Here is a 15,036-nt window from a genome sequence, read left to right as displayed (position 1 = left end):
CAGGCGCACATCAATTCAATAGCCAGAACGGTTTGCACGTTTTCAATGATTTGCAGAGCTTTGCGCGCAGCATGACTGCCCATACTCACGTGATCTTCTTTATTGGCAGAGGTGGGAATGGAATCGACGCTGGCCGGATGGGCAAGAACTTTATTCTCTGAGACCAGGGCGGCGGCCGTTACCTGAGCAATCATAAAACCGGAATTAAGACCGCCCCCTTCGGTTAAAAAGCCAGCCATCTCACTCATATTGGGGTCCATCATGTGCTCAATGCGCCGTTCAGAAATATCAGCCAATTCGGCCATTAAAATCCCCAAATAGTCGGCAGCCAGGGCCACCGGTTCGCCATGAAAATTGCCCCCGGAAAGCACATCGCCCTGTTCCGCAAAAACGAGCGGATTGTCTGTTACGCCGTTGATCTCCCGTTCAAAAACTGCGCTAACGTAGTCCAGCCCATCGCGGATAGCGCCATGAACCTGCGGAATACAGCGCAGGCTGTAAGCATCCTGAACACGATGATCAGAGGCTTTGTGCGATTCCACAATGGGTGAATCACTTAAAAGTCGCTTAAAATTTTTTGCCACCTTCATCTGGCCAGGATGCCTTCTTACCTGCTGGATGCGCTCGTCAAAAGCCGTTAGTGTGCCCAGCAGACCTTCAAGACTCATGGCTCCCACAACGTCGGCCGATTTAATTAGTTGCCAGGCCTTTAACACACTGTAAGCGCCGTAAGCCTGAATGGCCTGAGTGCCGTTGAGTACGGCCAGGCCTTCTTTCGCTTCCAGCCCAATGGCTTTTAAACCGGCGCTTTTTAACGCTTCTGCTCCAGAACGGCGTTTACCCTGGTAAAAGGCTTCGCCTTCACCAATCATCACCAGCGCCATGTGCGCCAAAGGCGCCAGGTCACCGCTGGCCCCCACCGAACCTTTGGAAGGCACCACCGGTACAACGTCCTGGTTTAACAGGTTTACAAGCTGTTCCAGCACCTCGTAGCGCACACCGCTAAAGCCCTGCGACAAATTTTTGATTTTAAACAGCATCATCAGGCGCACAAGGTCAGCAGGCATGGGCTCCCCGGTTCCGGCTGCGTGACTCCTCACCAGGCGGTGTTGCAACTCTCTGGTTTGCTCAGCCTGAATCCGCACATCGGCAAACTTACCAAATCCGGTGGTCACGCCGTACACCACTCTTCCCTGTTCTACAATATTTTTAATAACCTGATGTCCCTCATCAACCGCCCTTTTCACCGCAGGATCGATTACAATTTGCGGTTTCTTTTCCAGAAAGAAGGCAATATCCTGAAATGTAAGATCCTTTTGACCGATAACCAGTTTTTCAACCGGCATGCTGTTCTTCCTCCTTGTTGCGATTCGTAAACCAATCATCCAGTAATTTAAACAGAGCGTCCTCATCAAAAACAATCTCTTTGCGTCCGGCAATGCTGTTTAAAAAATGCTGGCCATAGCGCATGCGGCTCACACGATTATCACCGATGATGACGGCTCCGAAGTCGGTTTTATGGCGAATCAAACGACCAAACCCCTGGCGAAATTTAATAATAGCTTCTGGCAAAGAATATTCCATAAACGGATTACCGCCCCGGCGTTTAATCGCTTCCATGCGGGCAGCAATGACCGGTTCGGTTGGCACGTCAAAGGGAAGTTTGGGAATAAACAATAACTCCAGAGCTTCACCCGGCACATCGATTCCTTCCCAAAAGCTATCGGTGCCCAATAAAATCGATTCCCGGTTTTCTTTGAACTGGTTCAAGATATTGGTGCGGCTGCCGCTTTTCCCCTGAGCCAGAAGCAGCACATGTTGCGCATCAAAATGAGGCTTTAACCATTCGTACATCTGATTGAGCATGCTGTAATTGGTTAAAAGGATCAACAAACCTCGTTTTTGTTCTTCGTGCAACCGGATGATCAGATCACGTACTGCGGCCGGGTAGTCTGCCGAACGGGGATCCGGTAAAAAATCGGTGACCGTAAGCAACAACTGTTTTTCATAGTCAAACGGTGAATCGAAGGCCCGGGCCAGGACCGGACGCTCTTTTAACAGTTGTAGCCCCAGGCGCGATTTAAAATAATCAAACGACTTATTCACAGCCAGCGTGGCCGACGTAAAAACAGCCGTTTCGATCTGCGGGTAAAGCAGCTTATTTAAAAGTTCATCGATATTTAGAGGCACGGCGTACAGGGCCACATCATTACTGCGTTCATTGCGCGGCAAATCCAGCCAGTAAACATAATCTTTCTCTTCCCCTTTCAGGCAAAAGGTGAACCCTTCCATCAGCTCCATGGCTCGCTCGTAACTGGAGATAACTTCTCTGGTCAGCTGGGCCTGAAATTTAAACGAATTAAAATCAAGGCCGTTGAGCTTATCGATCAACTGGTTAAGATCATTAATAAAACGGGCCAGGGCTTTTTTCAGCACTTCAATTTCATCTTCTAAAAGGCGGAAAAACTTAAAATTTTTGTGGTAGCGGATGCGCGTCTCTTCCTGTCCGGGCTTTTCCCGGCTGCCATATTGGTCACGGAGCATGCGGCTAAATTCATTGTAAAAGATCTGCGTTTTTTCTTTGAGATTCAAAGAACTGTACTTTACTTTTTGCGTCAGACGCGTAATTTCGTTTTTCTTTCCCTGAGACAGGTTTTTACTGGTATTCAGACGGTACTCAATCTGAACCACTGTGCCGGATTTATTTGTTTCTTCTTCATAAATACGATGGTAAAGATTGCGAAAGGCCCAGTAATTCACACGAACTCCAAGATATTCGGCCGCTGTCTTTTCCAGATTGTGGGCCTCATCCAGCACCAGCACCTGGTAATCTCCCAATGTGGAACGCCCGGAAGCCAGATCCGCAAACAGCAAAGCATGATTGACCACCACCACATCCGCACGTTTGGCGTGTTCCCGCGCCTTCATTAAAAAGCAATCGTCATAATATTTACAGGCTTTCCCGGGACAATACGAGGGTTCGGCCGTCAGTTTTTCCCAGAGACCGAGATTGCGTTCCAGCTGAAAACCCGCATTCTCCATGATGTCGCCGGTGCGTGTCTGCTCAACCCAATAAACCAGGGGCAAAAGACGGGTGCGTTCATCCCGGGAAAGGCGTTGATTCATATCCGTCAAGACGGTGTGCCATTTTTCCAGACACAGATAGTTGTAGCGTCCCTTGAGCAAAACCGCTTTAAATTTGTTTTCCACTGAAGCATACAGCGTTGGCAGGTCTTTAAAAAACAATTGCTCCTGCAAGTTTTTGGTATTGGTAGAAACGATCACGCGCTGACCCGCCGACCGATTTTTAACGGCCCACTCGATGGCCGGCACCAGATAGGCCATGGATTTGCCGGTACCGGTCCCGGCTTCGGCCACCACGTAAGCGCGTTCATTCAAACCCTGCAATACATTTTTGGCCATCTCGATTTGTGGAGGTCGCAACTCGTAATTGGGAATGACGCGCGATAGATGCCCCTGCTCATTGAAGTAGCGATCAACCAGTTGGGGATCGATGGACTCAAGTTCAGGTAGGTCATCGGTGTTCTCCGGAAAGCGGTAGTCCTTTTCTCCAATCACATTGTAATAATTCTGGGCGTAATAGGCATCATCCACCAGGGCTTTACCTGTAGCCGAAATATTTTTCATTTGTTTGAATTTCAAGACCGGCACAAAAAATTGTTTGGCGCGGCGCGACGTAGGGAACAGCAAATTGATGATATTGATGAGCACATGGTTCTCGGCAGCCAGCGCCCGATCAATAAGTTCCAGAAAGACGTGGCCGGTAGCCCGGGCATCATCGACTGCGCGATGAGCCCGATCAAGATCATAGTCAAACTCACTGGCCAGCGAGGCCAATTTAAAACTGTTTAAAAAGGGCATGAAAATACGCGCTAAAAAAAGCGTATCTACGCGTAGATTGGTTAAATATTTGAATCGTTGCTGGGTGTTGTCCCAGCGTTCGTAATCATTGTTTTGCTTGCGAAACTGGTATTCAATAAAAGCCGCATCAAAATTGACCTGTTGACCGACCATGGCCGCGTTGTCCATAAATTGCAGCAAGCGGGGAAAGACCTCTTCAATCGTGGGCTTGCCCTGCACATCCTGATCGGTAATCCCGGTTAAACTGGTAATAAAGGGCGGAATAGGAATGCCCGGATTGACCAACTCTTCAAAAACCGCCTCCTCCTTACCATCCACAAAGCGAATGGCTCCAATTTCAATAATGCGGTCCTTTTCAGGATTTAAGCCGGTTGTTTCCAGGTCGACCACCACAAAGGTGTTCAAGCCTAAATGTTTCAGAAGATCTTCTCGTAAGCCCATAAAATGCTCAACTTTCTAAATTACAGTGTGTAATTAACATATTTTACTTTGTTTCTCTTTTGATGATTCCATATTTGAAATGGAACGTTACCATGGTTTTGTGTCTCAAGAAATTGTTTCGCGTTAAGTATTTTTAATCCGTTTCATCTGGACAACAATTCGTCTGTTTTAAACAGCTATTTTACGAAATGAACAGCAGACAATCAAAGAATTTTCGCTCACTTTTGAAGATATTTCTTAAGAAGAAAAACAGAAACCATGAGTAAGGTAATGGAAAAGGCCACCTTCATGTAAAAGTTCCACGGTAAATGGAGGCCGGTGGTGGATTCCTGCGGATTACGTGGATTGTAAGCGATTTTTAATGAACTGCCAACCGGGTGTTCTCTAATAATCGCTCTGGCCGTAATATCTCGCTTATTGCGTAAACCAAAAGGCGGGGTTTGCAAATCCGTTTTTCCAATAAAAGTCTTACCGCCTACCTGGTAGCGATAGGTTATCAGAGGTAAAATGGCGCGTTTACCGACAATCTGCGTTTGCACAACCGTGGCCTCGATGATCGGCCAGCTCTTTTTTTGTTGATACCCTCTTAAAACAAAATACTGAGAGATCAGAGTAGGCATGGCAATGAGTAAAGCCAGTAAGATTACTACAAAATACCATTTTCTTTTATTATCTGTCATGAGCCTATCCGTTTTTTTGTAATAGAAACTAAAAATTTTCAAAAAAATTCCTTCATTAAAATACCATAGTTTGTTTTGAATGGTTCCATGGGCCACTACTATCATTAAATCAAAATTTAACTATTTGTCGTGAAAGCTGTCTGTCTGCCTGCCGGCTCGCTACCAAAGAGCATGGTGAATTAAAAATTACGGATTATTTTTTGAAAGGCCAGGTTGTGTTCAAACAATACAGGCACGTGTCGATGTGTCATTCCGACTCCGCTTCAGCGGAGGAGGAATCCCTTTCACTGGCGGGCCATTCCCCCTCGTCCGATTTTCGGGGGCCAGTGGCTGAAGGCTTGCATGGCAATTTCGAATTGCGAATTATAATTTTCGAAAGTTTTTGAGCATCAGCACATTGTGTTTGAGAGACGCTGGCTCGTGCCGACATGTCATTGTAATTCCGCTTTAGCGGGATCAAAATCCCTTACACTGTTCAGGCAAATTGTGCAAGTTAAAATTCAAACATTTAAAGAGGCTTTTACGGAATTGGCAAGAACTTTCTTTTAGCAACATTTGCCCCCCCGCGTTGCGGGGTGAGGGCTAAGACGAGGAATCCATTACACTTACAGCCAATTCGCAAACCCAGCGTAACTCAAGCTTTAGCTCGAGGCTTATGTAACAGCGAAGAAGATCGCTCAGCGTATCGGTCTAAATGATAATCGGTGTGGGGTTAGGCTGTTTCCAGCAAAGCCCAGGCCTGAAGCCTGCGCCTAACTACAGCATCGCTTTCCCCCTCGTTCCCATTTTCGGGAGAAAACGGCGCAAACCATGATGATGCCCTGCGCCGTGTTTATTGAAAGGCTTCTGCAACAGAAGAATAAAACGGAGAGCACAGGTACTGTAACCGACATTTCTTCACTAAATCAGGAAAAAGCGCTGCCCTTTGGGCGCGACTAACCGTGCTCTTCCTCCGTTTTCGTAGTTTAATCCACGCAATGTGTCTGTTGGGCAAGCATTGAATTTTTAAGGTTTAAAGTACAATCATTGCGCCCAGCGCAAAGGAATTGTACTTGCCCACGTTGTAATCAGCATGCAAATTAAAGAACAGTAAAGTAAAACTGACCCCGGCGTTCAACCGGATAGCGTTTTCGCCATCAACCGTCACATCGCCGATGGTAGAGGCGGGCTCCAGTTCGGCTGTTTTAATCGTTAAGCTGGAAACATCGTATCCTACTCCGCCGTAAATATCCACCGGAAACAGGGGGATGCTGCCCGATACCTGCAAATTCATCGTAAACGTACCGGCATCTAAAAAACTGCCCACGGTAAACTTGTGGTAAGCGGCCTGTACTCCAAAATCAATAGGGAACATGGGAATAGGGATCAGATCGCTCAGTTCATATTTGATGCCACCGCCCATCAATGTTACATCGCCGAAATCTCCAAGACTTTTTTTAGCAAAACGAACCGTGCCTTCAAATCCGCCAAAAAGACCGATGTTGGCATGTAACATGGGCAACAGGAACTTATCTACATTCAAACCGGGGATGGCCGTGGGGTCAGCCGGGGTATCGTCGCCAAAAACAGTAGGTTTGTTCATGCCATAAAAGACAAAGCTCATGGCCTCATCCGGAAGAGGAATGTAAACAGCGCTTACACCCACGTCAAAACGGGGCAGAGTTTTAGCGTAACCACGATGAAAAAGAGCGCCGCCCAATCCGGTTCCCAATGCCGTAGCAAACGGTTGAACATAACCTTTAATGTATTCATCAGCAGGAAATTGGCTTTGAGTCAAAATCGTTTTAAGATTTCCTTCCAGATCGCCTGCCTGAGTGCTTTGATGCCAGCCAAAAGCAAAAACCATAATGAAGCTGAAAATAATAAACTTCTTCATGTCTCCTCCTACATAATTAAATTGCCTTATTTAACTTATTGAATTTTAAAATTATCTACAAATTTTTGTGCATTACGCAAATGATGGCCGTCAAATTTTTTGAAAAAGATTCTAATATTCAGCGAGTTCTCGAATTGACGCAATAGGGCTTCAATAATTGTCTGTAAATCGACTTTATTCTGAGGAGCAATTTCTGAAAGAGAGATAGAGCTGTTTTTTAGAATGTTAAGATAGCGCTGTCTGGAGGCTTCGTCGGTATTCATCAAGGCAATAATCTCATTTTGTTTTGGCCCGAGCAAGATGGAACCATGTTGCAGCAAAGCGTTTTTGTACAGTTTTTGCGCGCTGCCCACCACCTTTTTATTCTGATATTTAATTTCGGTAAAAGCCGGGCGATTAAAACAGGCAAACCGTTTTTGCGCCGAGCGTAGGTAATTCTCTTTGTCTGCCTGATAATTCAAAGCGACCGGAAAATGTAGTTCATTTAAGGCTTGTACCAGGTATTTATGGAACAGGTAGTAAATGTCGTGATTGTTCAAATGGTTATTGGGCAAAATGAATCCATAGGTCAACTCCTCACTATGGAGAATAGCGCTGCCGCCGGTAGGCCGGCGTACAGCCTGGTAGCCTTTTCGGCGTAGAGCTCCAAGATCAATAAATTTTTTGTCCTGGTGGTAGCCCAACGACAGACAATAAGGTTGCCAGCCGTAAAAGCGCAAAATGGGCGCCCCAAATTGCTGAATGTTCTGCGCTAAATAAAAGTCGAGAGCCATATTCAATGCTCCCGGAAACGTTTGATAGGGGAAAACTATGAGGCTGCTAAAAGGAAAGATCGTTCTTTCATCGTTCGGGTCGGATAATACCACGTTCACTATGCTTTAAGAACTCCATAACTTTTTGCACTTCTACCGTCGGTTTCACAGTCTGTTCAATTTTTAGAATAGCCTCTTTCAATTTTAAATTTTCGCGGTAAATGATGTGGTAAACCTGTTTTAAGAGGTCCAGTTGTTCCCTGGTAAAGCCCCGGCGACGCAGGCCCACGGCATTTAATCCGGCGAAACGAATGGGTTCTCCGGCGGCCAGGATGTAAGGCGGAACATCCTGTGAAACACGCAACCCGCCGCCAATAAAAGCGTGATCGCCAATGTGCACAAATTGATGGATGGCGGTCAGGCCGCCAATGCCCACATAATCGCCAATAATGACATGGCCGGCCATATTCACCGAATTGGCAATCGTACAAAAATTACCAATCTGACAATCATGGGCTACGTGGGAATAGGCCATTAACAGGCAATTTTTCCCCACCCGCGTGTAGAAACTGTAAGAAGTAGCCCTGTTCACCGTGGCAAATTCACGAATCGTGGTGTTGTCGCCAATTTCAACATAGGTTTTTTCATTGGAAAATTTTAGGTCCTGTGGTTCCGTAGCAATAACAGCCCCACTAAATACGCGGCAATTTTTGCCCAAAGTAGCGCCATTGGCAATAACCGCATGGGGGCCAATCTGGCTGCCATCGCCAATGACCACTTCTTTCTCAATCAGCGCGTATGGGCCAATTTTTACGTTAACGCCTAATTGCGCTCCAGATTCAACGATTGCAGTGGGATGAATTTCGACCAATCCATTCTCCTTAATTATCGACCACAGCGGCCATCATTTCCGCTTCGCAAACCAGTTCACCTTTTACGTAGGCTTTACCCGCCATTTTGAAAGTCGTCCGACGATTTTTTAACATTTCCAGTTCCATGACCAGTTGATCGCCAGGTTGCACCACTTTTCTAAAGCGCACATTGTCTATGCCCATAAAAAAGACCAGCTTATTTTCCACATCCACGCGATCATTAAGCAGCAAAATGCCCCCCACCTGGGCCATGGCTTCCACAATCAGTACACCGGGCATGACCGGTTTTTGTGGAAAATGTCCCTGAAAAAAGGGCTCGTTTACGGTTACGTTTTTAACGCCCACCGCCCGTTTTTCCGGTTCCAATTCAATAATGGAATCCACCAGTAAAAAGGGATAGCGGTGTGGCAGAATCTTCTTGATAGCATTAATGTCAAAGACCACGCCCTTTTTGCTGATGTCCTGGAATTTGCGGGTCAGTTTTTGTTTTTTGTAGATATTGCGTAAAATTCGGGCAAACTCGATGTTGCTTTGATGGCCCGGACGGGCAGCCAGAATTTGCGATTTAATATTTACGCCGGTGAGGGCCAGGTCGCCAATCATATCCAACAATTTGTGGCGGGCTGGCTCATTATGAAAGCGCAGCGATTTGTCATTCAAAATGCCACTCTGCCCCAATTCCACATCGTCATCCACCTGCAGCTTCTTTTTCAGACGCTCAATTTCTTGCGGGTCCAGAGGTCTATCTACGATAACCACTGCCGAATCCAGGTCGCCGCCCTTAATCAGTCCCTGATCTGCCAGGGCTTCAATTTCATTTAAAAAGCAAAAGGTTCGCGCCGGTGCAAACTCGGTAATGAATTCCTCTTCCAGAGAAAAGAGGCCGGTGTGCTGACTGCCAAGCGCGGGATTTTTGTAGTCGATCATCAGCGTAATTCGGTAGTCATCCGTGGGCAGGGCAACGAACTCCACTCCGCGCCGTTCGTCTTTGTAGTTCACCGGTTCTTCGATGATCAGGTATTCTTTTTCGGCCTCCTGCTCTTCGATGCCGGCTTCCAACAACTTATTGACAAAGGGCATGGCTGACCCGTCAACAATTGGAGGCTCATTGGCATTTAATTCCATGATGACATTGTCAATTTCCAGACCGACCAGCGCCGCTAGTACGTGCTCTACCGTGTGTACGCGAACATCTCCCTTTTGCAAAATGGTCCCACGTGAGCTGTCAATCTCGTCATTTTGAACTACATATTCGACCAGCGCCGGAATTTCGGGCTTATCTTGCAGATCTACGCGGACGAATACACGTCCGTAATTTTCCGGAGCCGGCTTAAACGTGATTTTCGTATTATTTCCTGTGTGAATACCCCGTCCCTTAATGGAGACTGGCCTTTTAATCGTGCGTTGCTTTTTCGTCATATCCCCCTCGTTATTTATTTTCCAAAGCCTTTTTTAACGCAAGAACTTCATTCTCTAATTCCCGAATCCGTTTTAACAAATCCGGCAGATGGCGCATGGCGGCTTCAATCCGCTTTTTTTTACCCATTTCTAAGGCCGGGATGCCAAAAACGACCTGGCCTTCCGGTACGTCTTTGGAAATGCCCGATTTGGCGGCAATAATAACCCTGTCGTGTACTTTAATGTGGCCAACAATCCCCACCTGGCCGGCGATAATAACGTTTTTCCCGACCTCGGCACTTCCGGCAATACCTGATTGAGCGGCAATGGCCGTGTTTTGCCCGACTTTGACATTGTGGGCAATCTGCACTAAGTTGTCAAATTTGCACCCCCGTTGAATGATGGTTGAACCGGTCGTAGCCCGATCCACCGTACTGTTGGCTCCAATTTCCACATCATCTTCAATAATCACATTGCCGATTTGCGGGATTTTATGGTACACGCCATTGAAAGGAGCAAAGCCAAAACCGTCGCTGCCGATGACCACGCCATTGTGTAATATGACCCGATTGCCGATGATGCAATCTTCCCGCACAGACACATTGGGGTACAGAATACAGTCATCGCCAATCTGCACATTTTTCAGGATGGTTACGCCCGGATACACTACCGTATTTTTACCAATGCGTACTTCTGGCCCAATGTAAGCCAGAGGGGCCACTTTAGCCGTAGGATGAATGTCAGCCGTTGGATGCACAAAGGCCTGCGCAGAAATTCCTTCAAAATAATTGTGCTGTTCCGGCGTAAAAAGGCGTAACACCTGCATGAACGCCAGGTAGGCATTGCCAACCAGAATGTGCGGAATTTTGAGATGCGGGATGGTTTTATCAACGACAATCGCGCTGGCCCGGGTGGAGGCAATGTATTTTTGGTATTTTGGATTGGCTAAAAATGTGATTTGTCCCTTAACAGCCTCTTCGATTTTAGCCGGACCTGAGATTTCCAGATCCGCAGGCCCGTGTAACTCACCGTTAAGCGCCTCAGCAATCTCTATTAATTTCATGAACGACCTGATTATTTTTTAGTTGTGCCCACACCCTTGTTCAGTTCTTCAAGAACGCGATCGGTAATGTCGTATTTTGGCAAGGCGTGAACCAGCGCTCCGGAAGAGGCGTCAAAAATAAAATCGTATCCTTCTTCTTCCCCAATTTTGGCAATCAGTTTGTTGATCTTATCAATAATGGGTTTGGTCAATTCCATGCTCTTTTTGTAAAATTCACCTTCCGGCCCTAATTTTTCATACTTGTACTGCTCGATCTGCATGGCTTTGTCCTGCGCAGCCTGCATCTTCTGCTGCTTTTTCTCCGGGCTTAAAAGCAAACTCTGGGAATCAATTTCTTCCAGCAGGGCATTGTACTCTTTTACCATTTGCTGGTATTCGGCATCGTATTTTGAACGCAATTGTTCCAATTGTTTCTGAACATCCTGATATTCTTGATATTCATTTAAAATACGCTGGGATTCAACATAAGCGAACTTCTGCGCTTGCAATGGTAAAGCAAATATTGCTACTAAAACAACCGTTAACAGCGACATAAAAGGTCTCACAATTACCTCCTTCATTTGTTTATTCAAATCAAAGAATATATGAAAATTTAATACATACTCCAAACTTAACTTAGAAGCGGCCGAACTGGAAATGGACCTTCCACTTACCGCTGCGTTGGCCGTACTCATTGTAATAATCAAAACCGTAGCCAAAATCAATGCCAATAATTCCGACCATGGGCATGAATAACCGTACGCCAAAACCCACCGAGCGTCTCAGGTCAAAGGGATTGGCTTCGCCAATTTCGCGCCAGGCATTGCCCGCTTCGGCAAACAACAAACCAAAGATGGTTGGATTGGGAGAAATGGGAAAACGCAATTCCAGAGTATTACGTACCATGGCTTTACCGCCCAGGGGGCTTCCGGCTGAGGTTAAGGGGCCGACCTGCCCGTCATCATAACCACGGAGTTGTTCAGAAAAGCCAAGGCCGCTACCGCCAAGGTAAAAATACTCACCATATAAAATACGTGTGTTTTTGTACAGAGGGATGAGGGTAGCATATTTGTTGGCGCTGTAAAAAACCAGACCAAAGGGCAAAGGCAAGTACCAGTCGGCCACAAAAGCCGTTTTAAAAAAGTCCTGGTCGCCCCCCAGAAAACCGCCCGACAATTCGGTCGTCAGAGAATGCACGGAGCCTTTGGTTGGGAATTCCGGGTTGTCGCGGCTGTCGCGCGTAATGATTTGCGTAACGCTGATCTGTTTGGTTTTGCCATAGGTGCCAAAATAGGTAGCATAACTTTGCGCCAGTTCCGGATCGCGAATATTGGAAATTTGCGATTGGGCAAAACGCACGATCCAGTCGCCACGAAAATAGTTATCGGGCCAGAAAAAGCGACGCCCGATGCGCACCGAGGCGCCCCGATCATTCTGATCCCAGGGGTAGTAGCCGCCACCGCGCCTGGTATCAAAAATGGAAAACCCGCCTAATGTGGGCGTGTTAAACATCCAGGGCTCTGTAAAACTGAGTGAAATGGAGCGGTAGATACTACCAAACTGCCAGTCAAACACCAGACGTTGTCCATCCCCGCCGGAAAAAGGGTGAGACAATGAAAAATTGTTAAAGGTCAGCCCAATGCTCCCAATCAGACCGTCACGCTGGCTGTAACCAGCAGACATATTGGCCATGTCAGTAGATTTTTCTTTGACCTCCAGCAATAAATTGACGTAGCGGTCGTCATTGGGAATCAGACGCACATCCGGTTTGGCGTAAGCAAAATAGTTCAGAATGGTTAAATCACGAATTGAACGCTCCAATTTGCTGCTGTTAAAAATATCACCAGGATGCAGTTTGAATTCACGTCGGATTACTTTCTCGTTGGTCTTGGTGTTGCCGGTAATGAGGATTTCCTTAACTCGGACTACATTGCCTTCAATGATTTTAAAGTCGATGTTCAGGGTGTCATCACCAACCGGGATTTCCCGCGGCTGAATATTGGCAAACAGATAGCCCTGGTTGTAGTACATTTTTTGTAAACGATCGCGTACCCCTTCGTCGTACTTTTTCTGATCGTACACATCGCCTTTTTCAATGTCCAGAGCAGCCCGTAACATTTCATCCGTAAAAACGGTATTGCCTTCAAAGGTGATATCGCCAAAGTAGTACTTGTTTCCTTCACGCACCCAGATATCGATGTACATATCGGATTTGTCCGCGCTGTAATAAATCGAATCCCTGACGATTTCTGCGTCACGAAAACCGTGTTCCTTGTAGAACTGAACAATTTTCTTTTTATCCTCTTCATATTTTTCAGGATCAAAATCGGCGCTGCGCCACCAGCGATCCTCTTTGATCTCTTTCATGGCGCCACGCAGCTTTCCATCATCAAAATACTTATTACCGTGAAAAGTAATTTTTTTAACCTGAACCTTGGGGCCTTCTTTAATGTTGACCAGCAAATTTACATAGTTTTTACCCACAACGCTGGTATCAATGGTCACACTGGCCAGCAAGTGTCCTTCTTCCTGATACTTATCCAGCAATCGTTTTTTCATTTTAAAGATTTTGTAATCCGAAACCACCATGCTGCGGTAAGTGTTGAGCGCCTCCCGCACATCCTTTTTTGAGAGCGCATCATTGCCTTTAATAATCACTTCGCGAAGTCGTGGGTATTCCTTAACGACGATCAGCAGGTCCAGGCCCTTGATGGTTTGATTTTTAACAAAAACCTTAATATCGGAAAAGACGTTTAACGCCCAAAGATTTTTCACAGCTTTTTGTAAATCTTCTCCGGTGATCTCCTGCCCGGCCCTTAAACCGGAGTTGAGACGGATCATGCTGGCGTCTGCCGTCTGATTACCTTCGATCTCGATGGTATTAATTTTCACTTTTTGCGATTGGGCAAATATTCCTTTTGTGAAGATCAGTATGAGTAATATGAAAGCGAACCGTTTGTTCACCGTTAACCTCCATCTTAAAATGTGAATGAATGTCTTAATCTGATTTTAATGTCTTCTAAATATTGCTTTTGATTTTGAATTTTGTAATAACCCATCAATTCTCGATCATACTCAATTTCGAGCAAAATGTTTCTTAAAAAACGGTACTCAATTCCGAACGAATGGTTGATATCAAACGATGGACGGGATTGATCGTAAAAAGAGACCAGCTGCCCGGTGTAGGTCAGAAACAGATTTTGCGTCACATATTTCCCCAGGGTAATTTCCGAACTTTGCATCAAAAAGAGATAGGGCGTTTGCGTGTTAAATGGATTAATCAACGGTGAGGAGCGTGCAAAATTTCGCTTACCAAAACCTAAACTGGAATAAAACAAATTTCGGGCAATATTGGAATTAAAGCGTACCATATCCAGGCCTAAATTGCGTTCAATAACCCTTTCCAGCGGCCGAAACAGGGGACGGAAGATGTACTTTTCGGTGACCGCTCCCCCAACACTGGTTACCTTGTTGGCGATGTTCCCCACACTAAAACCTAAATCGGCCAGCACCAGCTCCTGACTTTCCCCGATTTTAGGATCTGCTGAAACCAGCTTAAATTTAAAATCTTCCCAGCTGCCCTGCTGTTTCTCCTGCCTGGTGTCCGGATCGATGGCATAAAGCCTCAGGTAGATGGTTTTGGGGATGGCGCCAATGCTGTCGCGAATGGTTGTCCAGGCCTGCCCCGAAATGATGGGATAGGGACTGTTCTCTGTAAACTCGGCCTGGAAATAGTCCACGCGGAAGGTCTGATCCAGATATTCCAGACGCCCACGCGAAGAGCTGATCTGGCCGCTAACTTTAAAGGTCCCTTCATTCAATATGCCACTAAAATGCAGGCCGGGCGAGCTCTCATCGATGTACAACTCGGTATTCACATTGTCGATATAGGCCGGAATTTCCCGAAAATAGAGCACATCTTCCCCGGACACGGTCAACACATCCCAATCAATGTTTTGCAAAAAATTAAGAACCGCATTGTTCTTTTGTACAGGCGCGCCCTGTGAGAGGAAGGGGAAGGTTAAGCGTGTGTCATAAAGTACCACCTTACCATGGGCCACAGGATGTTTTAAGGGCCCGGCAAAATAGAAAT

12 protein-coding genes are annotated in these 15,036 nt (G+C 46.3%); 1 reads left to right on the top strand and 11 read right to left on the bottom strand.

All coding sequences use genetic code 11. From position 1 onward, the window contains the following. The 3 genes from hutH to ACWB0I_RS15155 all read right to left on the bottom strand — a co-directional run. On the bottom strand, positions 1-1,346 hold a 1,346-nt coding region (hutH, locus tag ACWB0I_RS15165), incomplete at its 3' end, for a histidine ammonia-lyase (RefSeq protein ID WP_479388917.1). Next, the gene (locus ACWB0I_RS15160; RefSeq protein WP_479388916.1) at positions 1,336-4,323 is read right to left on the bottom strand and encodes a helicase C-terminal domain-containing protein; all 2,988 of its coding nucleotides are present in this window, start codon (positions 4,321-4,323) and stop codon (positions 1,336-1,338) included. The genes hutH and ACWB0I_RS15160, both read right to left, overlap by 11 nt. A gap of 218 nt (positions 4,324-4,541) precedes the next feature. Further along, on the bottom strand, positions 4,542-5,003 hold the full coding sequence (locus tag ACWB0I_RS15155; protein WP_479388915.1) for a DUF3592 domain-containing protein: 462 nt from the start codon (positions 5,001-5,003) through the stop codon (positions 4,542-4,544). 810 nt (positions 5,004-5,813) lie between these two features. Here ACWB0I_RS15155 and ACWB0I_RS15150 point away from each other — a divergent pair. Continuing rightward, positions 5,814-5,942 (top strand): hypothetical protein, encoded by a 129-nt coding sequence (locus ACWB0I_RS15150; RefSeq protein ID WP_479388914.1) that lies wholly within the window; start codon positions 5,814-5,816, stop codon positions 5,940-5,942. A gap of 73 nt (positions 5,943-6,015) precedes the next feature. Here the strand turns inward: ACWB0I_RS15150 and ACWB0I_RS15145 are convergent, their stop codons facing one another. From ACWB0I_RS15145 to ACWB0I_RS15110, 8 genes are all read right to left on the bottom strand, one after another. Then, entirely contained in the window at positions 6,016-6,879 is an 864-nt protein-coding gene (locus ACWB0I_RS15145) for a DUF6588 family protein (protein ID WP_479388913.1), read from the bottom strand. A gap of 35 nt (positions 6,880-6,914) precedes the next feature. Then, positions 6,915-7,751 carry a lipoate--protein ligase family protein gene (locus tag ACWB0I_RS15140; RefSeq protein WP_479388912.1) on the bottom strand — a complete coding sequence of 279 codons (837 nt, stop codon included), beginning with the start codon at positions 7,749-7,751 and terminating at the stop codon, positions 6,915-6,917. Continuing rightward, a complete protein-coding gene (gene lpxA, locus ACWB0I_RS15135; protein WP_479388911.1) occupies positions 7,720-8,502 on the bottom strand; it encodes an acyl-ACP--UDP-N-acetylglucosamine O-acyltransferase in 783 nt (260 codons plus the stop codon). Before lpxA ends, ACWB0I_RS15140 begins: the two co-directional genes overlap by 32 nt. Before the next feature lie 10 nt (positions 8,503-8,512). After that, on the bottom strand, positions 8,513-9,922 hold the full coding sequence (locus tag ACWB0I_RS15130; RefSeq protein WP_479388910.1) for a bifunctional UDP-3-O-[3-hydroxymyristoyl] N-acetylglucosamine deacetylase/3-hydroxyacyl-ACP dehydratase: 1,410 nt from the start codon (positions 9,920-9,922) through the stop codon (positions 8,513-8,515). Positions 9,923-9,932: 10 nt separating this feature from the next. Continuing rightward, the gene (lpxD, locus tag ACWB0I_RS15125) at positions 9,933-10,964 is read right to left on the bottom strand and encodes a UDP-3-O-(3-hydroxymyristoyl)glucosamine N-acyltransferase (RefSeq protein ID WP_479388909.1); all 1,032 of its coding nucleotides are present in this window, start codon (positions 10,962-10,964) and stop codon (positions 9,933-9,935) included. Positions 10,965-10,975: 11 nt separating this feature from the next. After that, the gene (locus tag ACWB0I_RS15120) at positions 10,976-11,509 is read right to left on the bottom strand and encodes an OmpH/Skp family outer membrane protein (protein ID WP_479388908.1); all 534 of its coding nucleotides are present in this window, start codon (positions 11,507-11,509) and stop codon (positions 10,976-10,978) included. A 70-nt stretch (positions 11,510-11,579) separates the two neighbouring features. After that, positions 11,580-13,907, bottom strand: a complete 2,328-nt coding sequence (gene bamA / locus ACWB0I_RS15115; protein ID WP_479388907.1) for an outer membrane protein assembly factor BamA — start codon at positions 13,905-13,907, stop codon at positions 11,580-11,582. Positions 13,908-13,921: 14 nt separating this feature from the next. Continuing rightward, positions 13,922-15,036, bottom strand: a 1,115-nt coding sequence (locus ACWB0I_RS15110; protein WP_479388906.1) for a translocation/assembly module TamB domain-containing protein, incomplete at its 5' end; no start/stop codon positions are given.

It is taken from the genome of Caldithrix sp. (genome assembly GCF_056497305.1).
This window is presented reverse-complemented; position numbering and strand designations above follow the sequence as displayed.